Origin of the sequence: Nonomuraea sp. K271 (assembly GCF_009908215.1) — a bacterium.
Classification (GTDB): domain Bacteria; phylum Actinomycetota; class Actinomycetes; order Streptosporangiales; family Streptosporangiaceae; genus Nonomuraea; species Nonomuraea longispora.
In genome coordinates this window covers 22,987-45,713 of sequence record NZ_JAAAHR010000064.1, presented here as the reverse complement: position 1 = coordinate 45,713, position 22,727 = coordinate 22,987, and the positions used below count along the sequence as shown (strand labels likewise).

Below are 22,727 nucleotides of genomic sequence, written 5' to 3'. Positions count from 1 at the left end.
CCCCTCCAGAGGCCGGGCTGCACGCACGTGTCCTCGACCACCTGGGCACCGCCATCTGCAGCGGTGAGATGGCCGCGGGCTCCGTCCTCAGCATCGACGACCTGGTCGACCGCTGTCAGGTCTCCCGTTCCGTGATCCGCGAGGTGCTGCGGGTGCTCGCGTCCATGGGGCTCATCGAGAGCCGGCGCCGGGTCGGCATCATGATCCAGCCCGCCAAGGCGTGGAAGGTCTTCGACCCCCAGGTGATCCGCTGGCGGCTCGCCTCCGACGCCCGGATGGCGCAGATGCGCTCGATCACCGAGCTGCGCACCGCGATCGAGCCGCACGCCGCCTGGCTGGCCGCCGAGCGCATCGGCGACGACGAGGCCAGCGAATTAGTGGGGGTCGCGGCGAAGCTGTGGGCCGCCGGCAAGGCCGGCGACGACGCGCGCTTCCTCGTCCTGGACATCGACTTCCACCGGCGGGTGCTGGTCGCCTCCGGCAACGAGATGTTCGAGGAGCTGCAACTGATCGTCGCCGAGGTGCTCGCCGGCCGTCACCACTACCACCTGATGCCCCACTACCCCGACGAGGAGGCGTTGCAGCTGCACACCGACGTGGCCCACGCGATCCAGCGGCGTGACGGCGAGCGGGCCAGGCGGGCCATGGTCGGGATCATGGAGCAGGGGTTCGCAGAGATGAGGTCGATGTGGGAGCGCGCCGCCGAGCCCGGCGGCGCCTGAACCGCTCAGCCCGTCGCCGAGCCTTGCGGCGCGGCTCTTCAGCCCGTCGCTGAGTCGCGCATGCGCCCGTGGGCGTCGTGCGGCAGGTCGGCGTAGTGCCACTGGTGGTCGCGGGCCTGCCGGCACGCCGTCTCCAGGTCGCCGCCTTCGATCGCGGCCAGCAGTTCGGCGTGGTCGCGCACGATGTCGTGCAGGTCGACCTCGGTGGCGACCATCGTGACCGAGGTGCGCGCCTCGATCTGCAGGCCCTCCCAGGTGAGCTTGAGCAGCTCGTTGTGCGCGGCCTCGACGATGTGGCGGTGGAAGGAGACGCTGGCCCGCGCCGACGCCTCGCTGTCGCCGGCCTGCGCGGCGGCCCGCATCGCCTCCACCTCGGCACGCATCGCCTCGACCGGCACGGTGCCGGCCAGCAGGGCCAGCCGGGTGGCGCTCTCCTCCAGTGCGGCCCGCACGACATAGCTCTCGCGCAGCGTCTCCTGGATGAAGGGCCGGACGAAGGTGCCCCGGCGCGGCTGGGTCTCGACCAGCCGCATGGCCTCCAGCTCGCGCAGGGCCTCGCGCACGGGCGCCTGGCTCGTGCCGTACGTGGCAGCGAGCCGCGTCTCGACCAGCCGCTCACCGGGCCTGACCTGGCCTGAGACGATCCTGCCCACCAGCGAGTCGCGGATCTGCCTGGCCAGCGTGAGGCGCGGCAGCTTGGAGGGCTCTTCGGTCACGGGGTGATCCTACCGATGCCGATGAAGCCTTGACGCACTGCTGTCGATAATCAATTATCGATAATCAGTGAGGAGGCCGCACATGGCGATCCAGGCGGTGCACGTACCGGAGTCTCTCGACGATGTGATCGCCTGCTCCGCGCGCGGCGGCCGGATCATGGGCGGGGGCACCGCCCTGATGCCCCTCGTCAACAGCGGGGCCGCGGCCGTGACCGAGCTGGTCAGCCTGCGCCGCGCGGGCCTGGGCGGCATCGAGGTCGCCGGAGGTGTGGCCACGATCGGGGCGGCGGCCACGCTCGCCGCCGTCGGCGAACATCCCCGTCTCGCCTTCCTGCGGCCGGCGCTGCGCACGATCGCCTCACCGACCATCAGGAACCAGGCCACCGTGGGCGGCAACCTGTTCGTCGCCCAGCCGTACGGCGACCTGGGCGTCTGCCTGCTCGCCCTCGACGCGACCTGCGAGATCGCCGGCCCGGACGGCAGGAGAGACGCGCCCGTGGCCGACGTCCTGGCCGCCGGGACGGCCGCGGGCGAGGTCGTCGCCGCGATACGGGTCACGCTCCCGGAGCCGGGCGCCTGGCACTACCACAAGGCCATGCGCCGCCGCCTGAACTCGGCGTCCATCGTCACCGTCGCCTCCGTCGCCGCGCCCGGCGGCCGCAGGATCGTGCTGGGCGGCGTAGCCCCGCGTCCCGTGCGCGCGTTCTCCGCGGAACGCCTGCTGGACGGCCGGCCGCTCACCCCGGAGAACCTCACCGAGGCGGGCGAGGCGGCCCGCGCCGACATCGACCCCTTCGACGACGCCTACGCCAGCGCGTGGTACCGGGCCCGGGTCCTGCCCGTCCACCTGCGCCGCGCCTTTCTCCCTTGAAGCTCCCCTGAAGCTCCCCTGAAGTTCCTTCGAAGCGCCCGCACCGGAAGAGGTGGGATCGTGCCGTCACAGATCGTCTCGCTCGTCGTCAACGGTGAACGGCGGGAGCTCATCGCCGCGCCGGGGGCCACGCTGCTCGCCTGCCTGCGCGAGTCGCTGGGGCTCATCGCGGCCAAGCGCGGCTGCGCGCAGGGCGCCTGCGGCACCTGCACGGTCCTCGTCGAAGGCCGGCCCGAGGCCTCCTGCCTGGTCCCGGTGGAGACCGTCGCGGGCGCCTCCGTCCGCACGCTGGAGGGCGTCACCGCCGGAGGCGAGCTGGACGAGGTGCAGAGCGCCTTCATCGACTGCTTCGCCACCCAGTGCGGCTTCTGCACCTCCGGCATGATCATGGTGGCCGAGGCGCTGCTGGAACGGAACCCCGACCCGAGCGAGGACGACGTGATCGAGGCCGTCTCGGGCAACGTCTGCCGGTGCACCGGCTACCGGCCCATCGTGATCGCCATCATGGAGGCGGCCAGGCGGCGCAGGGAACGGGCGGTGCCTCGATGACGTACCGGCTCGCCCCCATCGACACCGGCGCCTTCGCGGCCGAGCGGGACGACGCCGGCCTGACCGTGGTCGGCTCGGTGGTGCAGCGTTCCGACGCGCGCGGGCATGTCACCGGACGCACCGAGTTCTTCGAGGACGTGGCCCCGCCGCGGCTCGCGCACCTCAAGATGCACCGCTCGGCCCGGCACCACGCGAGGATCGCCGGCGTGGACGTGACCGCGGCCCTGGCCGTGCCCGGCGTGCTGCGCGTCCTCACCCACGCCGACGTCCCGAACAACGTCTACACCGTGCTCAAGCTGATCGGTGTCGAGCCGGACGACGAGCCCGTCCTCGCCGTGGACAAGGTGCGCTACCTCGGCGAGCCCATCTGCGCCGTGATCGCCGAGACCGAGGCGGCCGCGCTGGACGGAGCGGCCGCGGTCGAGGTGTCGTACGAGGACCTGCCGCACGTCCTCGACGTCGAGGAGGCGCTGGAGGAGGGGGCGCCGCTGGTCAACGAGTACCAGGGGCAGAACCACTTCGTCTACGAGGGCCACCACTGCAGGCGGATCCGGTTCGGCGACGTGGAGGCCGCCTTCGCCCGCGCCGACCACGTCTTCGAGTGGCGCTACCAGTCGTCGCCCATCGAGCAGGCCCCCGTAGAGACCACCGGCTGCGTCGTCGTCCCGCAGGCCGACGGGCGGCTGCGCATCCACTCCGACACCCAGGCGTGCTTCTTCACCCTGGACAACACCGCGCTGATCCTCGGCACGCCGTTCAACAGGCTGCGCATCGTGGGCGGGACGGTCGGCGGCGGCTTCGGCGGCAAGGTGGACGTGGTGGTCGAGCCGATCGCGTGCGTCGCCGCGATGGCGGTCGACCGCCCCGTCAAGTTCGTCTACGACCGGGCCGAGGAGATGCAGGTCTCCTCGCCGCGCGCGGCCGAGCGCATCGTCATCAAGGACGCCGTGATGGACGACGGCCGTATCACCGGCCGCAAGGTCACCCTGTACGTCGACGCCGGCGCCTACGCCCGTCACAGCCCGTACGGCACCACCAAGGCCGCCGCGCACCTGCCCGGCCCCTACTCGATCCCGAACGTGTGGGCCGACTGCCACTGCGTGTTCACCAACCGCACGCCGTCCAGCGCCATGCGCGGATTCGGCGTGACCATCGCCGACTTCGCGCTGGAGTCGCAGATGGACCGGATCGCCCGCGCGCTCGGCATGGACCCGCTGCGGCTCAGGCTGATCAACGCCTACCGCGACGGCGACGTCAAGGCCCACCGCAAGATCGCCGAGGGCACGGCCCTGGTCGAGGTGATCCAGAAGGCGGCGGAGCTGGCCGGGCACGACCTGCCCGAGGACTGCCGCAGGATGTCCTCCACGACCCGAGAGGGGCTGTAGCGATGGCGAAGCTGCGCGGCCGCGGGTTCGCGTCGGTCAACTACCCGACCGGCATGAACCTGGGCGGCGACCCCTCGCAGGCGCTGATCCACGCCACGACCACGGGCACGTTCGTGGTCTCGCTGTCCTCGGTGGACCTGGGCCAGGGCATCAAGACGATCGCCGCCCAGTGCGCCGCCGAGACGCTCGGCCTGCCGATGGGCAACGTGCTCGTCGACACGGCCGACACCGACACGGGCCCTCACTGCATGGGCACCTTCGCCAGCCGCGGCAGCCACCGCGTCGGCAACGCCGTCATCATGGCCGCGGCCGAGGCGCGCGGCGTGATGCTGGAGGTGGCCGCCGAGGAACTGGAGGTCGACGCCGCCGACCTGGAGACCGACGGCAGCGGCTACATCATGGTCAGGGGCGCGCAGGACAAGCGCGTCCACGTCACCGACCTGGCGATGGCCGCGCACTTCAAGCACGGCAGGACGATCTCGGGACGCGGCGTCTACCTCAAGGAGCCGAGTGTCCCGGTGCCGGAGACGGGGGAGATGGACCCCGACTCCTGCCAGGCGCACGCGTGCACGGTCGCGGTCGTCGAGGTCGACGACGAGACCGGGGTGGTCGAGGTGCTGGAGCTCTTCAACGCGTACGAGGTCGGCCGGGCGCTCAACCCCGCCATGGCGACGCAGCAGGTGGAGGGCGGGGCCTGGATGGGCGTGTCGCACGCCCTGCTCGAGACCACCGAGCCGTACTACCCGCTGCGCGACCACGGGCCCCGGGACTTCTCCGCCTACCTGATGCCCGGCCCCGCCGACATCCCGTCGCAGCACAGCGTGATCCTGGAACGCCCGGCCGCGAACGGGCCGTACGGCGCCAAGGGGATCGGCGAGATGACGGCGAACGCCCCGATCCCGGCCATCGCCAACGCGATCTTCGACGCCTGCGGTGTGCGCCTGACGTCGATGCCGTTCACCCCGGAACGCGTCCTGCGAGGGCTGGACGCCTTGAGGATGGAGGAACCATGTTGAAGGTCATGTCGCTGCTCAAGCGCGCCGAGGGCCTGTCCCACGACGCGTACGCGAAGTGGGCGGTGGAGGAGCACGTCGCGTTCGCCAGGAAGCTGCCGGGCCTGCGCAGGTACACGGTCAACATCGTCAACGGCGACGACGGGCCGTACGACTCGGTGCACGAGCTGTACTTCGACGACGAGGACGCCCGCGCCGCCGCGTTCGGCTCCGAGCACGGCAGGGCGGCTGCGGCCGACGCGTCCGCGCACACCTCGTCCCGCGTCCACCTGCTGACCACCGAGCACGTGCAGCTGTGACCCCCGGCCCCGGCGAGCTGGCCGCGGCGCTGGAGAGGGAGGGGTATTTCGCCGACGAGGGGCTGTGCACGGCCGTCCACCTGGCGCTGCGCCTGGGACGGCCGCTCCTGCTGGAGGGCGAGCCCGGCGTCGGGAAGACCGAGGTGGCCTCGGTGTTGTCGCGCATCACCGGCCTGGAGCTGATCCGCCTGCAGTGCTTCGAAGGGCTGGACTCCGGCCAGGCGCTGTACGAGTGGGACCACCCCAAGCAGCTCCTGCACGTCCGGGTGGCCGAGAGCCGCGGCGAGGACCCCGGCGACCTCTACCGCGAGGAGTTCCTGCTGCGCCGACCGCTGCTGCGCGCGGTGCGGGCCGAGCAGGGCGCGGTGCTCCTGATCGACGAGATCGACCGGGCCGACAACGAGTTCGAGGCGTTCCTGCTGGAGTTCCTCGGCGACCACCAGATCACGATCCCGGAGCTGGGCACCGTGCGGGCGGGCACGCCGCCGATCGTGGTGCTGACCTCCAACCGTACGCGCGAGCTGCACGACGCGCTCAAACGCCGCTGCCTCTACCACTGGATCGCCTTCCCCGAACCGGGACGCGAGCGGGCGATCCTGCGCGCGTCCGTGCCCGGCCTGGAGGAGCGGGCGGCCGACGGGCTCGTACGGGCGGTGCAGCGCGTACGGCGGCTCCCGCTGCTCAAGCGGCCCGGCATCGCCGAGTCGGTGGAGTGGGCCCGCGGCGCCATGGCCCTGGCGGAGGGCGGCGACCCGTGGCCCCTGGCGCTGCGCAAGGCCCTCGGCCTGCTGATCAAGGACGAGGAGGACACCCGGCTGCTCCTCGGCCACGCGGAGGACGTGTTCAGCGATGCCTGACACCCGCTCCGCCGGTCCCGCGGGGCTCGCCGCCGATCACCTGTGGGGTTTCCTGGTCGCGCTGCGCGAGGCGGGGCTCCGTACCGCGCCGGCCAAGCGGGCGGACCTGCTGCGGGTGATCGCGGAATCGCCGCCGTCCGGCATGGCCGCGCTGTACTGGTCCGCCCGGATCATCCTGCTCCAGGACGTGGCCGACCTGCCCGCCTTCGACCGCGTCTTCGACGCCTGGTTCCGGCACGGCGCCCGTACCGATCCGCCGGTCCTCCGGGACGACGGCACGCCGTCCCGCGGGGGGCCCGGCGAGGAGGAGCCACCGGAGCACGAGGCGCGGCCGGGCGACGGGACAGAGGCCAGCGCCCTGCGCACGTACGGCACGCGGGACCTCGGCCGCACCCGCGAGCGCGCGCTCATGCGCGCGCTCGAAGCCGCCTGGCCCGCCGCGCTGCCCGTCACCCCGTCGAGGCGCCGCCGCCCGTCCAGGTCGGGCGACCGGCTGGACGTGCGGCACGCGTGGCGGCGCGCCCACCGCCACGACGGGGAGATCATCGACCTGCGCCGCCTCGCCCGCCCGCGCCGGCCCCGCCGCCTGCTGATCCTGGCCGACGTGTCGGGCTCGCTGCGGCAGCACACCCCCGACCTCCTGCGCGTGGCGCACACCGCGCTGCGCGCCGCGCCGGCCCGTACCGAGGTGTTCACCTTCGGCACAAGGCTCACGCGGATCACCGCCGCGCTGTCGCACCCGCACGCCGACCAGGCGCTGAGGTCGGTGTCGGAGCTGGTCACCGACGCCGACGGCGGCACGGCGATCGGCGCGTCGCTGCACCGCTTCCTGGCCGACCCGCGCTTCGCGGCGCTCGCCCGCGGCGCGCTCGTGGTCGTCCTGTCCGACGGGCTCGAACGCGGCGACCCGGGCCCCATGGTCCGCGCCACCGCCCGCCTGTCGAGACTCGGCCACCGGCTCGTCTGGTGGTCGCCGCTGGCTTGCTCGCCCACCTACCGCCCCGCCACCCGCGCCATGTCCGCCCAGCTTCCGAGCCTTGACCACCTCGGCGGCGTCCGCGACCTGGCCACCGCGCTGGCGGAGGTGCGCCGCCTGCCCGCCGTCCTGTCCGGCCGCCGCCGCGCCGCGGCACGACACTGGCCCGCCACACCTCCGGGAGCACCGCGATGACCGGGATCGTCGACTCGCACCACCACATCTGGCGGGCCGCCGACCTGCCCTGGTTGCAGGGGGAGATGGTCCCCCGCATCTTCGGCCCGTACGAGGCGATCCGCCGCGACTATCCCGTCTCCGAGTACGTCGCGGAAGCGGCCCCCTGCGGCATCACCTCGGCCGTCTACGTCCAGGCCAACTGGCCGCTCGACCGCTCCGTCGACGAGGTGCGCCGGCTGCGTGACGTCCATGCCGAGACCGGCTGGCCTGCCGCCGTGGTGGGCTGCGCCGACCTCTTCGCCGACGACGCCCCCGACGTCCTGCGCCGTCAGGCCGCCCTCACGCCGCTCGTGCGCGGCACCCGCCTGCAACTGCACTGGCACGAGCGGCCCGAGTTCCGGTTCGCCACCGCGCCCGACCGCATGAAGGACCCCGTCTTCCGGCGCAACCTCGCCGCGGTCGCCGACCTCGGCTGGCTGTTCGAGCTGCAGGTGTTCCCAGCCCAGCTGGCCGACGCCGCCGCCCTGGTGGCGGACTTCCCCGGGATGACGTTCGTGCTCGTCCACGCCGGGATGCCGGTGGACTTCGCCCCGCCCGCCGCCGCGGAGTGGACCCGGGGGCTGACACTCCTCGCCGAACATCCCAACGTCGTGGTGAAGCTCACCGGCCAGGGCACGTTCGTGCACCGCGTGGACCGGCCGCTCATCAAGCGGGTGGCGACCACGTGCCTCGACCTGTTCGGCTCCGGCCGCTGCATGTGGGGCAGCAACTTCCCTGTCGAGAAACTCTGGACCGACCTGCCCACCCTGCTGTCCACCTGGCAGGACGTGCTCGCCGGGCGGTCCGCCGGGGAGATCGGCGACGTCTTCTCGGCGACGGCCACCCGCGTCTACGGGCTCTGAACGGTCAGGCCCTTGTCAGGGGCGCCGGCCCGCGACCGCCCCGCCGCGTGCCGTCCGCCGGCGCCGGACATTGACATCCTGCGCCGGTTGTCTGCATTGTCTGCTCAGCAAGGAAGGTGATCGCGTGTCCCATCCCGGTGACGGCTCCGCTCCGGGGCGGACTCCCGCGTGGCGCTACGCCATCGGGATGTTCGGCACGTCCATCCCGATCAACATGATCAAGGGATCGACGATCCTCTTCTACGTCGACATCCTCGGGCTGGACGTACGCGCGTACGGCGTCGTCATGGTGGTGTACGCCGTCATCGACGCGGTCGACAACCCCCTGCTCGGCCACCTCTCCGACCGCACCAGAAGCCGGTTCGGCAGGCGCCGGCCGTGGTTGCTCGCCGGCGCGCCGATGCTCGCGGCCTGCATGGTCGCCTTCTTCTCCGCGCCGGACTCCCTGGACGGCATGGGGCTCGTGCTCTGGTTCGCCGTGTTCGCGATCCTGTGCGAGGCTTTCGACTCGATGCTCAACGCGAACTACGGCGCGCTGCTCCCCGAGCTCTACCCGCGTGAGCGCGACCGCGCCGTGGCCAACAGCCTGCGCCAGGGCTTCCAGCTCGTGGCGCTCGTGATCTCGCTCGCGGTCACCCCGGTGCTCACGACGAGCGTCTTCGGCACCGAGGAGTCCACCCAGGGCTTCCAGACCACCGCGATCATTTACGGCGCGATCGCCCTCGTCGTGATCGTGTTCATGGCGCTCGGCGCACGCGAGCGTCCCCGCTATTCCACGCGAGAGCGGCCCAAACTGCTGCCCAGCGTGTGGTCGATCGTACGCAACCCGATGTTCTGGACGGTCGGGCTCACCGGCGCCTGCTACGGCGTGGCCATGGCGCTCGTGTTGTCCGGCATCCAGCTCTACGTGCGCTACTCGCTCGGGCTGCCCGTCGGCAACGCGCTCTACCTGCAGGGCATCGTCATCCTCATCTCGGCGGGCGGCCTCGTCGTGTGGACGCGCGTCGTCGCGCGCCGCGGCGCCCTGTGGGCCTGGCGGCTGGCCTTCGCGGTCCTCGCGGCCGGCTTCGCCGCCCTGTTCCTCGCCACCGGCCTCGTCACCGCGATCGCCGCGGGCGTGCTGGTCGGGGCCGGCTGGTCGGGCATGCTCGCCACGAACGACCTCATCGTCGCGCGTGTGCTGGACGCCGACGCGGCCCGCAACGGGGAGCACCGAGAAGGGCTCTTCCTGTCCGCGTTCGGCTTCTTCGGCCGGCTCAACGGGATCGTGACCGGGCTCGCGCTCACCTCTCTCGGCGTGTTCTTCGGCTACAACTCCGGCGACGACCCGGGCGCCGACCCCGGGTTCGCGTTCCGGGTGTACCTGTGCGTGTACCCGTTCGTGCTGACAGCGATCGGCGCGGTCGCGGCGCGGTTCGTCTCCGTCCCGATCGAGACGCCGCCGGAGGCGTCCGAGCCGGCCGGGCCGCCACCCCAGGACCCCACGGGCGGGCCGCCCACTGACGGCGCGGACGAACCGGCCGCGGAGGCTCCGCGATGAGCCGCCGCCTCGTGATCACGGCCGACGACCTCGGCAGGGAAGCGGGCACCACGGAGGTCATCCTCGCGCTGCTCGCCGAGGGGCACGTCACCGCGACGACGCTCATCTGCGTCTCGCCCGCCGCGGAGCGGGCCGCGTCCGAGGTCGGCGAGCTCGGCGTCGTTCCGCGGCTGCACGTGACGCTCACGAGCGAGCGCGGGCTCCCGCGCTGGCGGCCGTTCAACGGCGCGGAATGCCTGGCCGACCACGACGGTACGCTCCACGACGATCCGTTCGTCCTGGGAGCCCGGGGCGAGGCGCGGCACGTCGTGGAGGAGGCGGACGCGCAACTGCGCTGGATGCGCGGCCGGCGCCTGGCGCCCGAGGCGGCCGACTCCCACGCCGGCACCCTCTACGGCCTGCACGGCCGGTCATGGCTCACCGAGACGCTCGAATGGTGCGCACGCCACGGCCTGGCCTTCCGGCTGCCGCGCGACCCCGAGCCGTACATCGGCGGGCCGCTCCCGCCGCAGCTCGCGCAGGTGCACGAGCGCGCCGTCGCCCTCGCCGACGCGCTCGGCGTGGCGATCCCGCAGACGATCGCCACCAACCGGCGCACGGCGGACGAGCTCGGCGCCTACGAGCGGCTCAGGGACGACTACCTCCGCCGCCTCGCCGCGCTTCCCGAGGGCACGAGCGAGCTGTTCCTGCACCCGTCCCGCGAGGACGCGGTCACGGGACCCGACGGCGTCGTACGCGCATGGGAGGCCCGGTTGCTGCGTGACCCCGTCTGGCACGACGCGCTGCAGAAGGAGGGCGTCGAACTCGCCGCAGGCTGGTGGGACTGAGCGGCGCGCGCCGCGTCCCCGCGATCCGCCACCGGGGCCCCGCGGTCCGTGGCTCACTCGCAATGCGGTTGCGTCCTGACAGCCGTTGACGCGGATCATCGGGCGGGAGGATGATCCGCGAGTGGTGCCAGGACCGACGCTCGCATGCCGCGCACTCAGCTGCCGGGCGGGCGGGCGCACGATCATCGAAGACCTCACCCTGGAGTTCGGCCGAGCCGAGCGGGTGGCGCTCATGGGCCCGTCCGGATCCGGGAAGACCACGCTGCTGACCACGCTGGCCGGGCTGCTCCCGCCCGCCGCCGGCCGCGTCCTGGTCGGCGGCGTGCCCTTGGACGAGCAGCCGGAGCTGAGGGCCGGGCTGGCGCTCGTCTTCCAGTCGTACGGGCTGCTCAGCCTGCTCACCGCCGCCGAGAACGTCGAGGTGGCGCTCAGGGCGGCGGGACGCGCGCCGAGCGAGGCGGTACGCCTGGCGGCGCAGGCGCTGGAGCGTCTGCGGGTCGCGAAGTTCGCCGGCCACCTGGTGGAGGAGCTGTCCGGCGGGCAGCAGCAGCGCGTCGCGGTGGCCAGGGCCCTGGCGCTGCGGCCCCGGGCACTGTTGGCCGACGAGCCGACGGCCGAGCAGGACGAGACGCACCGCGCGCTCGTACTGGACGAACTGCTCGCGGCGGCGGACGGCGGCACCACGCTGGTGGTGGCCACGCACGACCCCGAGGTGGCCGAGCGCTGCGACCGGGTGATCGAGCTGCGCGCCCGCGCCCATCGCCGGCGGTCAAGGAGCGCCCTGTGAGCGTCGTCAGGTGCGACGGGATCGTGCAGATCTACAAGGCGCAGGACGTCGAGGTCGTCGCGCTGCGCGACGTGGACCTGACGATCGACGCGGGCGAGACGGTCGCCCTGCTCGGCCCCTCGGGCGCGGGCAAGTCGACGCTGCTGTGGCTGCTGGCCGGGCTGCTGCGCCCGAGCGCGGGCCGCCTGTGGATGGACGGCGTCGACCTCGGGCGGCTCGACCAGCGCAGGCTGGACCGGCTGCGGGCCACGCACATCGGCATGATGCTGCAGAACCCCGCCCGCAACCTCATCGGCTACCTCTCCGCCGCCCAGAACATCACCTTCGCCCAGCGCGCCGCCGGACACGGCCGACTCGGCGCCCGCTCAGGCTCCCGCCCCGGTGCCGGATTCGGCTCCCGCCGCAGGGCCCGCGCCAGGGCACGCGACCTGCTGGCCCGGGTGGGGCTGGCGGACGCGGGCGGCCGCCCGGCCGGGCGGATGTCCGGCGGTGAGCAGCAGCGCCTCGCCCTGGCCGTGGCGCTGGCCAACGCGCCCAAGCTGCTGCTGGCCGACGAGCCCACCAGCCAGCTCGACGAGGAGTCCGGCGCGCGGGTGATCGAGCTCATCAAGGACGTCGCCGCGGCCGACGGCACGACCGCGGTCGTCGTCACGCACGACACCTCGGTGAGCGAGGCGCTGAGCCGTACGGTGACGATCAGGGACGGCCGGGTCGGCGCGGAGGGCCGGCGCGGCGAGGACTTCGTGGTCGTCGGCCGAGAGGGCGCCGTACAGGTGCCGCCCGAATTCCACCACCTGCTGCCGCCCGGCTCCATGGCGAGGATCGAGGAGCTCGAGGACGGCATCGTGCTCAGGAGGGCCGAGCCGTGATCCCGCGCGGCCTCTGGGAACGCCGTACGCTCTCGCTGGTCGTCCTGCTGATCGCGGTCGTGCCGATCGCGGCGGCGGCCGTAGGGCCGATCTACGCGGCGGCGGCCGCCACGACGATCGCCAGGGACGCGGTGGAGACGGCGCCCCTGGAAGGGCGCGGCTGGCGGTACACGACCACCCAGGGCGGCATCGACGCCAAGGTCGCGGCGTTCACCGCGGGCGCGGACTTCACCGGCCCGCCGGTCCTCGGGATGGAGGCGAGCAGCGGCCGGCCGGGAGACCGGCGCGCGTTCTCGCTGGTCTGGCAGGACGGGCAGTGCGAGCACCTGCCGGTGGGCGAGGGCCGCTGCCCAGGCGCGGCCAAGGAGGTGATGGCCAGCCAGGCGTCCGGGTTCAAGGTGGGGGAGAAGATCAGGCTGTCGGCCGTGGTGGACGTCGAGTACACCCCCAGCGGCCGCGAACCGGCGCAGCTGACCGTGGTCGGGATCTACCGGCCGGGGCAGGCCGGCGACCCGTTCTGGTTCGGCAGGACGTTGTTCTCGCCCACAGGGGAGCCGGGCGAGGACAAGGCGGACGCGCTGTTCACCGTGCCCGAGACGCGGCTGGAGACGTACAACATCTCGGGCGACGTCTCCGGCACCGTCTCGGGCGGGCAGGACGAAGAGGCGGGCTGGACCGACTACGCCATCGTCCCCATCGTCACCGACCGGCTGGACGGCGCCGACGTGGCCAAGCTCACCGCGATGCAGGCCGCGGCCGAGTCCGCGGGCCGCAACTCGGGCGACATCGTCTTCTCCCGGGTGGCCGACACGCTCAGAGCCGTCACCGCGGGCACCGGCGCGCTGGGCGTGCCGACGCTCCTGGTGATCGCGCAGGTGGTGACGCTCGGCTGGATGTTGCTCTTCCAGACCGTGGGCGACCTGGTCAGGGCGCGCGGCGCGGAGCTCGCCCTGGCCCGCCTGCGCGGGCACGGGCGGGCGCGCGTGTGGTTGTTCGCGCTGGCCGAGCCGCTGCTGCTGCTCGCCGCCGCCGTGCCGCTCGGGCTGCTGCCGGGGCACGCCGCGGCGGGCGTGATGATCGGCGCGCTGCTGCCGGAGGGCATTCCGGCGACCTTCCCGCCGGAGGCGGCGCTGGCCGGCGTCGCGGCGATGCTGGGCGGCGTGCTCGCGGCGGCGATGGCCGCCTGGCGTACGGCGACGCGGCCGGTCACCGAGGAGTGGCGGCGCACCCCGCGCCGCACGGCCCGCGGCTGGGTGCTGGACGCCGTGGTCCTCGCGGTCACCGCGATCGGCCTGGTCGAGCTGCTGGCCACCGGCCTGGTCACGGACGTGTCGGGACGCAGCTCCGGCGCGCTGGCCGTGCCGGGGCTGCTCGCGCTCGGCGTGGCGCTGCTGGCGGCCAGGGCGCTGCCGCTGCTCGCCAGGCGGCTGTTCGGGGTCACCAGGCGGCGCGGCGGGCTCGGGCCGTTCCTGGCGCTGCGGCAGGTGGCCAGGGGACCGGTGGCCACGGGCAGCGTGATCGTGCTGGGAGCGGCGTTCGGGCTGGCCACGTTCGCGGTGTCGGCGTGGAGCGCCACGTCCGGCGACTACGAGGAGACGGCGCGCTTCCACAACGGCGCGGCCACCGCGATCACGGTCCGGCCGGTCGAGCCGGGCAAGCTGATCGCCGCCGTGGCCGCGGCCGACCCCGGCGGCGGCACCGCCGCGCCGGTGATCAAGGTGCCGGGTCCGCCGCAGCTGATCGCCACGGACCCGCGGCGGCTGGCCGCCGTGGGCGCGGCCTGGCGGCCCGGCCTGGCCGGTGGCGTGACCCTGGCGCAGGCCGCCGCCAGGCTGCCGACCCCGGACGAGCCGCGGGTGTGGGTACGCGGCGACAGGTTCCGCGTGGATGTGGCGCACGACCGGCCCTCCAAGGGCTGGGCGATCAAGCTGTTCGTCACGTTCCGGGTCCCCGGGCAGCTGCGGCCCGCCCGGCTCCCGCTCGGCGAACTCGCGGGGCGCTCCGGCGTGCACGAATGGAACCTGCCGCCGGCCTGCGGCCAGGCCCGGTGCGAGCTGCGCGCCTTCCGCGGGCAGCCCGTCCCGCCGGCGCAGTTCGAGGAGTCCGCTTTCGTACGGGTGAGCGTCACGGGGATGGCCGTACGCGACCAGGGCCGCTGGCGCTCCCTGCCCCTGCCGCCATGGGAGCCCAACCTGGGCCAGAGCGACGGCGCGTTCGCGGTCACCATGGTCGGCAACCAGACGTTGCGCCCCGCCACGTACGATCCGCAGCCGCCGGCCGTCGCCGTCGGGCAGATCGGCGACCGCGTGGTGCCGGGGCTCGACCACGCCTTCGACGGGCCGGTGCGCACCGTCGTCGCGTCCGGCGCCGCGCCCGGCCTGACCGACGTGGGCGTCCTGGTGAACCTGGAGCAGGCCGACCGGATGGCGTACGGAGTGCACGAGAAGGCCTCGTACCAGGTGTGGACCGGCTTGACGGACACGGCGGCGCTGGAGCGGGAGCTGGAACGGCAGGGGTTGTCGGTGGTGTCGCGGCGGCACGTGGCCGACCTGACCGCGTCGTTCGCCGGGCAGGGCCCGGGGCTCGCGCTGTTGCTGCTGCTGGCCTCCGCCCTGGCGGCGGCCGCTCTGGCGCTGGGGCGCACCGTGCTCGCCCTGCACACCTCGGCGCGGAGGCGCGCGTACGAGCTGGCCGCGCTGGAGGCGTCGGGCGCGAAGGTGGCCTCGCTGCGGGTGGCGCTCCTGCTGGAGCAGGTGATCACGATCGCGGCGGGCACCCTGGCCGGGCTGCTGGCGGGACTGGTGGCGGCGCGGGTGGCGCTCGGAAGGATTCCGCAGTTCACCTCCCCGCCCGTCACGCCGCCGCTGCCGCACGAGGTGGCGGTGGCGCCGGTCGCCCTCGTCGCCGGCGCCGCCCTGCTGGTCAGCCTGCTGGCCGCGGCGGTCGTGTCGGAACTGCTGCTGCGCGGGATCCGCGTGGAACGCCTGCGTGACGCCCCCGCCTGACCGTCCCGGCCCGGTGCCGACGGCGCCTGGGGCGGGCCCGTGACCGTCGGTCTGACGGGTGGTGGGGCCGCCCGGATAACGTTCCGCGAACGTTCACCCTGCGCTTTAGTGAGCAGGTCTACCGAAACAGGGTCATAGTCGGCAGAATCCAGCGAGCACAACGAAACACCAGGTCAACGAAAGTGAGACTGCGCGACGATGGAAGCTCGCACCATCAGGCAACGAGGACCGACGGGCGAGCACCGGTTGTCGTTGCTCTACCTGGCGCCCTCGCTGATCATTTTTGCCGTCTTCGTCTTCTATCCGCTGGGCAGGACGTTCTACCTGTCCACCATGGGCACCGACATCATCGGACGGGCCAACAGGTTCGTCGGGCTGGACAACTTCGCGGACATGTTCGGTGACCCCGCCTTCTTCAAAGCGCTGGGGACGACCGCGTTGTTCGCCCTGTTCACTGTTGTCCCGGCGATCCTGGGCGCGCTCGTGGTCGTGCTGCTGCTGGAGTCGCGGATCAGCGGGCAGAGGATGTTCCGTACGGTGTTCGCGCTGCCGTTCGCCTTCTCCGTGGCCACCGCGTCGGTGATCTTCGCCCTCATCTACAACCCGGCCGTGGGCATGGCCAACGGCATCCTCAGCTACGTCGGCGTCGACCGGATCGGCTGGCTCACCGAACCCGACCTGGCCCTGATCTCGATCTCGATCACCACGGTCTGGATGACGCTCGGCTACAACGTCCTCGTGCTCTCCGCAGGGGTGGGCGCGATCCCCACCGAGGTGATCGAGGCGGCCAGGCTCGACGGCGCGACGGGATGGCGCCTGCACAGCCGGATCACCGTCCCCATGCTGTCGCCGCAGCTCTTCTTCCTCATCGTGATCTCCACGATCCACGCGCTGCAGAGCTTCGGGCAGATCCACATCCTCACCAAGGGCGGCCCCGACGGGGCGACGTCCACGCTGGTCTACTGGATCTACGAGAAGGCCTTCAGCTACGGATCGTCGGACTTCGGCACGGCCAGCGCCGCGGCGATCGTGCTCCTGGTGGTCGTCCTGGTGTGTACCGGCATCCAGTTCGGTGTGCTGGAAAGGAAGGTCCACTACCGATGAGCACCTCCTCCTCGGTCGCGAGCAAGATCGTTGTTTATCTCGTGCTCATCGTGTGCGCGATCCCGGTGGTCTTCCCCCTCTACTACGCCTTCATCGGCGGCATCATGACGCCGAGCGACCTGGCCAGCTATCCGCCGAAGCTGCTGCCGACGGCGATCGACCTCGGCAACTACGGCTCGGCGCTCGACACCATCCCGCTGGCCAGGCAGTACCTCAACTCGGCGATCCAGACCGGCATCGTCACCCTCTGCCAGCTCCTCTCCAGCGTCCTGGCCGCCTACGCGTTCGCGTTCCTGCGGATGTGGGCCAAGACGGCGATGTTCGCGCTGTTCATGGTGACGCTCATGGTGCCGTGGGAAGCGATCATCCTGCCCAACTACCTGCTGGTCTCGGACCTGGGACTGACCAAGGGGCCGCTCACCTACCTCGGGCTCACGCTGCCCTTCCTCGCCCACGCCTTCGGCACCTTCCTGCTGCGGCAGTCGTTCCTGCAGTTCCCGGTCGAGGTGCGCGACGCCGCGGTGATGGACGGGTGCGGCCATCTGCGGTTCCTGTGGCGGATCCTGCTTCCCCTGTCCAAGCCGGCCATCGCCGCGGTCGGCGTCTACGTGTTCATGACCACGTGGAACCAGTACTTCTGGCCGTTGATCCTCGGCAACGACGACCAGTACAAGACGCTGCAGATCGGCGTCTCCATGCTGAACGACGCGGAATCGTCCAGCCCCACGCTCATCCTGGCCGGGGTCACCCTCGCACTGCTGCCCACCCTCCTGCTCGTGGTCTTCGGGCAGCGCTTCATCATCCGCGGCCTCACCGCAGGCGCGGTGAAGTAATCGTGAACAAGAAACGGAGTTCCCAGATGGCACGACCCCGATTCCGGCGTACGCGCGACGGGCTGGTCGTCACGGCCGCACTCTCCCTCGCTCTGACGGGCTGCGGCGGCGACGCGAGCTCGGGCGAAGGCGGCGAAGCCGCCACGGCGCCCGGCGCGGACGCGATCACGGAACCGATCGAGATCGAGTTCTGGCACTCGATGAAGGAGAAGAACGAGCAGGCCATCAAGGCCATGGTCGAGGACTTCAAGAAGGTCAACGACAAGATCACCGTCAAGCCGGTCTTCAAGGGCGACTACGACCAGATGGTGGTCGCGTACAAGCAGGCCGTGCAGCAGGAGGCCACACCCCCACTGGTCCAGATCTACGACATCGGGTCGCGCTTCATGTACGACTCGCAGCAGGTCGTCCCGATGTACAAGTTCATCGAGCAGGACAAGTTCGACCAGAACGCGAACATAGAGCCCAACATCGCCAGCTACTACACGATCAAGAACAAGCTCTGGTCGATGCCGTTCAACTCCTCGGCGCCGCTGCTCTACATGAACGCCGACGCCGTGAAGAAGGCCGGGCTCGACCCGGACAAGCCGCCGGCCACCCTCGACGAGGTCGGCGAGTGGGCGAAGAAGCTCACCGTCAAGGAGGGCGGAACGGTCAAGCAGTACGGCTTCAACGCCGCCCTCTACGGCTGGTTCGTCGAGCAGCTGACCGCCCAGGACAACGCCGAGTACTGCGACAACGGCAACGGCAGGAACGGCCTGGCCACCAAGGTGAACTTCGGCTCCGGCGCCGGGCCCGAGTTCGCCCAGTGGCTGGGAGACCTGGTGAAGGAAGGGTACGCCACCAACACCGGCCGGCCGACCGACCAGGCGCAGAACGCGTTCAAGACCGGGACGATCGCGCTGCACCTGGAGTCGACCTCCGCCCTTGGCGGCTACACCGAGGCGTCGAAGGACAAGTTCGAGCTGAAGACCGCCCCCTTCCCCAAGGTGTCCGACTCCTCCAGCGGCGGCACGATCATCGGCGGCGCCTCCCTGTGGATCAACGCGGTCGGGCACACCGACGCGGAGAAGCGGGCCGCCTGGGAGTTCGTGAAGTTCTCCAACACGCCCGAGCAGCAGGCGAAGTGGCACGAGGCGACCGGCTACGTGCCGGTCAACCCGCAGGCCAAGGCGGACGACAACCCCAACTTCCAGGTCGCGGTGACGCAGCTGCGCGCCCAGCAGCCGTCGGCGGCCACGTCGGGCTGCCTCCTCGGCGTCATGCCCGAGGCCAGGAAGGCCGCCGAGGTCGGCCTCGAACAGGCCGTGCCCGCCGGTGAGGGGCAGGAGCCGAGGACCCCGGCCGACCAGGCGATGCAGAACGCCGCCGCCACCCTGCAGGCGCCGATCGAGAAGTACAACGCCAACGTCGAGCAGTGACAGGAGAGGCGGGCGTCCACGGTGGGGCGTCCGCCTCTCACACCGGATCCACCGAGGGGCGTCCCCGTCGTCGGACGTGGAACGCCGGGAGTGATCCGCCTCACACCGGTCACAACGATGGAGCGGGCGGTGTCTTGTGCCGAACCCCATTTGACGGCACGAAGGAGACACCATGACCGAGAACGCCCGGGTCGTCGTGATCGGCGGCGGTTACGCCGGCGTACTGGCCGCCAATCGCCTCACGCAACGCGACGACGTGACGGTGACATTGATCCAACCCGCGTCCGAGCTTCGTCGACCGGATCCGCCTGCACCAGTGCGTGGGCGGCACCCACGACGCGGTCGCCGACTGCCGTGACCTGCTGGCCGGGAGCGTCGGGCTGGTGGTCGACACCGTGACCCGGCTCGGCGTGACCCGTGCTGGACGGCCCCGGCACGACGGTGACGGCCGTGACCCGCGACGCCGTGCGGCTCGGCGACGGCCGCGAACCGCAGCTGGCCGACCAGGCACGCAGGCCCGGATCGCTGAACTACCCGGCCTGGGTCAAGGACCCCGAGCGCCGCAAGGTGCTGCGGGCCGGGCGCGGCGACGCGCTGTCCACCCGCTGAACGGTCACGCCAGGAGAGAAGGACCTACCGTGGTGAGACGCGCGAACACCGTCCGGGCGGACAGGAGGCGAGACATGGGCGACCACGCCGCCGACCCGGCGACCGACGCCTTCGTCACCCACCGCAACCTGCTCTTCACCGTCGCCTACGAGATGCTCGGATCGGCGTCCGACGCCGAGGACGTCCTCCAGGAGACCTGGCTGCGGTGGGTGAAGGTCGACCTCGGCCAGGTGCGCGACCAGCGCGCCTATCTGGTCAGGATCACCACCCGGCAGTCGCTCAACCGGCTGAGCACGATGACGCGCCGCAGGGAGGCCTACGTCGGCCCCTGGCTGCCCGAGCCGCTGCTCACCGCGCCGGACGTGGCCGACGACGCCGAGCTCGCCGAGAGCGTGTCGATGGCGCTCATGTTCGTCCTCGACACGCTCGCGCCGACCGAGCGCGCCGTCTTCGTCCTGCGCGAGGCCTTCGACGTCGGGTACGACGAGATCGCGGCCGCCGTCGGCAAGAGCCCCGCGGCCGTCCGTCAGATCGCCCACCGCGCCCGCAGGCACGTCAACGCCCGGCGCCCGCGCGAGGCGGTGCCCCCGGGCAAGATCAAGGCGGCTCTGGAGTCGTTCCAGCGCGCGGTCGAAACAGGCGACCTGCAGGGCCTGCTCGACGTGCTCGCCCCCGGGGCGGTCCTGGTGGCCGACGGCGGCGGAGTCAAGCAGGCCGCGCTGAACCCGGTCATCGGCCAGGGAAAGGTCGGCCGCATGATCGTCGGCGGCCTCGGCAGGTACGACGGCACGGTCACCACCGCACTCACCGTGGTCAACGGCAACCCGGCACTCGTGCTGCGGCTGGACGGCGAGCTCGACGGCATCCTCGCGATCAGCGTCCAGGACGACGCCCGCATCAGCGGCCTGTACTACGTCCGCAATCCCGAGAAGCTGACCCGCGTCGAGTCCGAGATTCCGCTCACTCACCGCTGAAAGCTCGGCGTCCGGACGACGGCGATGCGGGTGCCGGCTTTTCCCAGGTCGTTTCTGTGGCGCACAGGTAAGGCACGTCGGTTGTTTCGTCTGACCTCGTCCACACGTGCCTGACCTGCTGTTCTATTGTCCAAATGGACACTGGACAATGCCTGGACAATTCTCAGGCAAATGTCGGTTGCCGTCGCCTCGATATGCCCGGCATAGTCGAAACCGTTCCCACTTCACCCGGGTCTCGGCGCTGTGCCTTGGGGAGGCGAAGGCGATTGTTTTCACTGGTCGTCCGCGCGGAGAGAAAGGATGCGGAAATGCGGGTCACGAAGCTGACGTCGGCCCTGGCGGCCTGCGGCGCCGCGACGGCAATGCTGTCCGCGCCCGCCGCACCCGCGACGGCGGCGACGGCGGGCGCGGCCCTCGCCCAGGCGGTCGAGCGCGACAGCGTCACCTGTGTACGTCCCACCGGAAGGAAGACCAACTACTCCTGGAAGGACGGCAACTCCTCCACGACGGTCTACTTCAACAACCACTGCTCCCACCGGGTGTACGCGGAGCTGCACTTCAAGGGTCCCGCGGGGACGCGGAAGGAGTGTCTCGCCACGAACGGCGGGACCGAGGGCAAGAAGAAGTTCAGGAAGGGCCTGGCCGAGAACCTCACCAGGATCACCAAGGACTGCTGAGCGCCGGCTGCAGGCGAGCCTCCACCACAACCACTCCGAAGGAGTATGTCCGACATGAAAATCCAGGTAGCGGCGGTCGCGGTGTCCGCGGCGGCGATCTCGACGATTCTGCTGAGCGCCGGCCCCGCGAGCGCCCATGCCTACGACGGCAAGGACCCCTACAAGAGCGGCTGCGCCGCCTCCAAGGTCTACACCGGGAAGAAGGCCTCGCTGAAGAACGAGATCGGCGACAGCCTCGGCACGGTCAAGCTCTACTACTCCCGCCGCTGCGGCACCAACTGGGGCGAGGCGAAGGTGTCCAAGCACGGCACCGGCCAGATCACGGTCTTCACCAGCAAGAAGAACATATCCTTCACCTACCGCGCGGGCAACGGCGGCCGCCACTGGGGCGACATGGTCTACGCTCCCAGCGGCGTCTGCGCCAAGGCCTCGGCCACGGTGTCGAACGGGATCGGCCGCACCAACAAGGGCAGCGGCACCACGGCGAAGGCCTGCGGCTGAGGCTGCTTCACGCGTCCGGGGCGGGCGGTGACGGCGGCGTCGGCGGGCCCGGAGAAAGGCCGACCGGCTTGCGGTAGCGGACGTGCTCGGTCCGGCGTACGAAGCCCGCGCTCTCGTAGAGGTCGTAGGAGCGGTGCGGATTCGCCGTGCCGGTGAACAACCGGGCGGTCTCGGCTCCGTGCGCCCGCAGGCACCGTAAGCCGTCCAGCAGCAGGGCCCGCCCGATTCCCCGACGCCGCGACCGCGCCCGTACGCTGAGCTCCTCGACCTCGCCCACCACCACGCCGGCCCGCCGGCGCACGACGCAGAGGGCGACGCCGAGCAGGTGGTCGCCCGCCCAGGCGCCCCGCCAGCAGGCCGGGTCGGCGGTGGCGAGGAAGCTCTCGAACGTCCACCTCCCGGTGAAGGCGGCCTCCGCGTACGAGCCGGTCACCGTCTCCCACGCCGCCTGGAAGGCGTCAGGTACGAGGGCGCCGACCCGCACGCCGTCCGGCGGCCGCCCGCTCGCGGACAGGTCGCGCAGGTCCGGCAGTTCCATCTCCACCAGGCTGAAGACCCGCCGGTACCCGGCGCCGGCGAGCAACGCCGTCGCCTCGTGTTCGTGGTCCGTGGCGTTCGCGCCGAACACGGCCGTGCGCGCGGTGCCGTGCTGCCGTACGAGCCGGCGGATCCTGCTCTCGGCCCAGCCGAGCATGGCGGAGCCGACGCCCCGGCCGCGGTGCGCGGGCAGCAAGTGGCCGCGGTGCAGGTAGAGCCACGTCCCGTCCTGCTCCTCCCACCACGTGACCGTCGCGTAGCCGACGACGTCACCCGCGTGCTCCACGAGGACGCGGTCACCGGACGGGTCGGCCGGCGCGGCGCACGACGCCGCGATCTCGGCTGCCGTGGGAAGCCCCTCGACCACCGACCGGGCGTCGATCCGGTCCAGCGCCGCGCAGCCCTGCCGTACGGCGGCCATCGCGGCGTGGTCGCCGCCGCCCCGGCAGGGGCGGAAGAGGTAGCCGGGCGGCGAATCCAGCGACGCGAGGCGGTCGTGCACCACGGGGACCTCCCATGCGCCGGAGCGGGCCTGCCTGCGCGCCAGCGTAGGCGGGGGCCGCCGGACCGGCACCT

Annotated in this window: 24 protein-coding genes; 22 read left to right on the top strand and 2 right to left on the bottom strand. The window is 72.0% G+C overall.

All coding sequences use genetic code 11. The features are described 5' to 3' along the window. Window positions 1–17 precede the first annotated feature (17 nt). Window positions 18–722, top strand: coding sequence for a FadR/GntR family transcriptional regulator (locus GUY59_RS22590; RefSeq protein ID WP_442939005.1), 705 nt, complete (start codon window positions 18–20; stop codon window positions 720–722). Window positions 723–760: 38 nt separating this feature from the next. Here GUY59_RS22590 and GUY59_RS22585 read toward each other — a convergent pair whose 3' ends face one another. After that, window positions 761–1,438, bottom strand: a complete 678-nt coding sequence (locus tag GUY59_RS22585; RefSeq protein ID WP_132333797.1) for a GntR family transcriptional regulator — start codon at window positions 1,436–1,438, stop codon at window positions 761–763. Window positions 1,439–1,520: 82 nt separating this feature from the next. Here GUY59_RS22585 and GUY59_RS22580 point away from each other — a divergent pair, with 82 nt between their 5' ends. From GUY59_RS22580 to GUY59_RS22485, 21 genes are all read left to right on the top strand, one after another. Continuing rightward, complete coding sequence (locus GUY59_RS22580) at window positions 1,521–2,309, top strand: FAD binding domain-containing protein (RefSeq protein ID WP_138200479.1); 789 nt, start codon at window positions 1,521–1,523, stop codon at window positions 2,307–2,309. Between the two features lie 60 nt (window positions 2,310–2,369). Next, a complete protein-coding gene (locus GUY59_RS22575) occupies window positions 2,370–2,858 on the top strand; it encodes a (2Fe-2S)-binding protein (protein ID WP_138200480.1) in 489 nt (162 codons plus the stop codon). Then, entirely contained in the window at window positions 2,855–4,243 is a 1,389-nt protein-coding gene (locus GUY59_RS50065; RefSeq protein WP_138200481.1) for a xanthine dehydrogenase family protein molybdopterin-binding subunit, read from the top strand. Before GUY59_RS22575 ends, GUY59_RS50065 begins: the two co-directional genes overlap by 4 nt. Before the next feature lie 2 nt (window positions 4,244–4,245). Next, on the top strand, window positions 4,246–5,259 hold the full coding sequence (locus tag GUY59_RS50060) for a xanthine dehydrogenase family protein molybdopterin-binding subunit (RefSeq protein ID WP_138200482.1): 1,014 nt from the start codon (window positions 4,246–4,248) through the stop codon (window positions 5,257–5,259). Further along, entirely contained in the window at window positions 5,253–5,555 is a 303-nt protein-coding gene (locus tag GUY59_RS22560) for an EthD family reductase (RefSeq protein WP_138200483.1), read from the top strand. The genes GUY59_RS50060 and GUY59_RS22560 overlap by 7 nt, the downstream gene beginning before the upstream one ends. After that, complete coding sequence (locus tag GUY59_RS22555; RefSeq protein WP_138200484.1) at window positions 5,552–6,412, top strand: AAA family ATPase; 861 nt, start codon at window positions 5,552–5,554, stop codon at window positions 6,410–6,412. Before GUY59_RS22560 ends, GUY59_RS22555 begins: the two co-directional genes overlap by 4 nt. Continuing rightward, window positions 6,405–7,583, top strand: coding sequence for a VWA domain-containing protein (locus tag GUY59_RS22550; protein ID WP_138200485.1), 1,179 nt, complete (start codon window positions 6,405–6,407; stop codon window positions 7,581–7,583). Before GUY59_RS22555 ends, GUY59_RS22550 begins: the two co-directional genes overlap by 8 nt. Continuing rightward, window positions 7,580–8,467 carry an amidohydrolase family protein gene (locus tag GUY59_RS22545; protein ID WP_138200486.1) on the top strand — a complete coding sequence of 296 codons (888 nt, stop codon included), beginning with the start codon at window positions 7,580–7,582 and terminating at the stop codon, window positions 8,465–8,467. Before GUY59_RS22550 ends, GUY59_RS22545 begins: the two co-directional genes overlap by 4 nt. A gap of 124 nt (window positions 8,468–8,591) precedes the next feature. Beyond that, complete coding sequence (locus GUY59_RS22540) at window positions 8,592–10,007, top strand: MFS transporter (RefSeq protein ID WP_138200487.1); 1,416 nt, start codon at window positions 8,592–8,594, stop codon at window positions 10,005–10,007. Beyond that, entirely contained in the window at window positions 10,004–10,834 is an 831-nt protein-coding gene (locus GUY59_RS22535) for a carbohydrate deacetylase (RefSeq protein WP_138200488.1), read from the top strand. The genes GUY59_RS22540 and GUY59_RS22535 overlap by 4 nt, the downstream gene beginning before the upstream one ends. 121 nt (window positions 10,835–10,955) lie before the next feature. Continuing rightward, window positions 10,956–11,621, top strand: coding sequence for an ATP-binding cassette domain-containing protein (locus GUY59_RS22530; RefSeq protein ID WP_201761201.1), 666 nt, complete (start codon window positions 10,956–10,958; stop codon window positions 11,619–11,621). Continuing rightward, window positions 11,618–12,490: an ABC transporter ATP-binding protein gene (locus tag GUY59_RS22525; protein WP_138200489.1), complete on the top strand. Its 873-nt coding sequence runs from the start codon at window positions 11,618–11,620 to the stop codon at window positions 12,488–12,490. The genes GUY59_RS22530 and GUY59_RS22525 overlap by 4 nt, the downstream gene beginning before the upstream one ends. Further along, window positions 12,487–15,495, top strand: coding sequence for an ABC transporter permease (locus tag GUY59_RS50800; RefSeq protein ID WP_138200490.1), 3,009 nt, complete (start codon window positions 12,487–12,489; stop codon window positions 15,493–15,495). Before GUY59_RS22525 ends, GUY59_RS50800 begins: the two co-directional genes overlap by 4 nt. A 198-nt stretch (window positions 15,496–15,693) precedes the next feature. Continuing rightward, the gene (locus tag GUY59_RS22515) at window positions 15,694–16,599 is read left to right on the top strand and encodes a carbohydrate ABC transporter permease (RefSeq protein ID WP_132333811.1); all 906 of its coding nucleotides are present in this window, start codon (window positions 15,694–15,696) and stop codon (window positions 16,597–16,599) included. Next, a complete protein-coding gene (locus GUY59_RS22510; RefSeq protein ID WP_132333812.1) occupies window positions 16,596–17,432 on the top strand; it encodes a carbohydrate ABC transporter permease in 837 nt (278 codons plus the stop codon). Before GUY59_RS22515 ends, GUY59_RS22510 begins: the two co-directional genes overlap by 4 nt. A gap of 26 nt (window positions 17,433–17,458) precedes the next feature. After that, entirely contained in the window at window positions 17,459–18,853 is a 1,395-nt protein-coding gene (locus tag GUY59_RS22505; RefSeq protein ID WP_138200491.1) for an ABC transporter substrate-binding protein, read from the top strand. 172 nt (window positions 18,854–19,025) lie between these two features. Further along, window positions 19,026–19,211: an NAD-binding protein gene (locus GUY59_RS22500; RefSeq protein ID WP_236667404.1), complete on the top strand. Its 186-nt coding sequence runs from the start codon at window positions 19,026–19,028 to the stop codon at window positions 19,209–19,211. 59 nt (window positions 19,212–19,270) lie between these two features. Then, entirely contained in the window at window positions 19,271–19,462 is a 192-nt protein-coding gene (locus GUY59_RS47605; protein WP_171055355.1) for a hypothetical protein, read from the top strand. A gap of 74 nt (window positions 19,463–19,536) precedes the next feature. After that, entirely contained in the window at window positions 19,537–20,436 is a 900-nt protein-coding gene (locus tag GUY59_RS22495) for an RNA polymerase sigma-70 factor (RefSeq protein WP_138200522.1), read from the top strand. A 308-nt stretch (window positions 20,437–20,744) separates the two neighbouring features. After that, the gene (locus GUY59_RS22490; protein ID WP_138200492.1) at window positions 20,745–21,113 is read left to right on the top strand and encodes a hypothetical protein; all 369 of its coding nucleotides are present in this window, start codon (window positions 20,745–20,747) and stop codon (window positions 21,111–21,113) included. Between the two features lie 54 nt (window positions 21,114–21,167). Beyond that, window positions 21,168–21,614 carry a DUF2690 domain-containing protein gene (locus GUY59_RS22485; protein ID WP_161714652.1) on the top strand — a complete coding sequence of 149 codons (447 nt, stop codon included), beginning with the start codon at window positions 21,168–21,170 and terminating at the stop codon, window positions 21,612–21,614. A gap of 7 nt (window positions 21,615–21,621) precedes the next feature. On the opposite strand, the gene GUY59_RS22480 is transcribed toward GUY59_RS22485, so the two are convergent. Continuing rightward, window positions 21,622–22,656 (bottom strand): GNAT family N-acetyltransferase, encoded by a 1,035-nt coding sequence (locus tag GUY59_RS22480; RefSeq protein ID WP_201761200.1) that lies wholly within the window; start codon window positions 22,654–22,656, stop codon window positions 21,622–21,624. Between the last annotated feature and the right edge of the window lie 71 nt (window positions 22,657–22,727).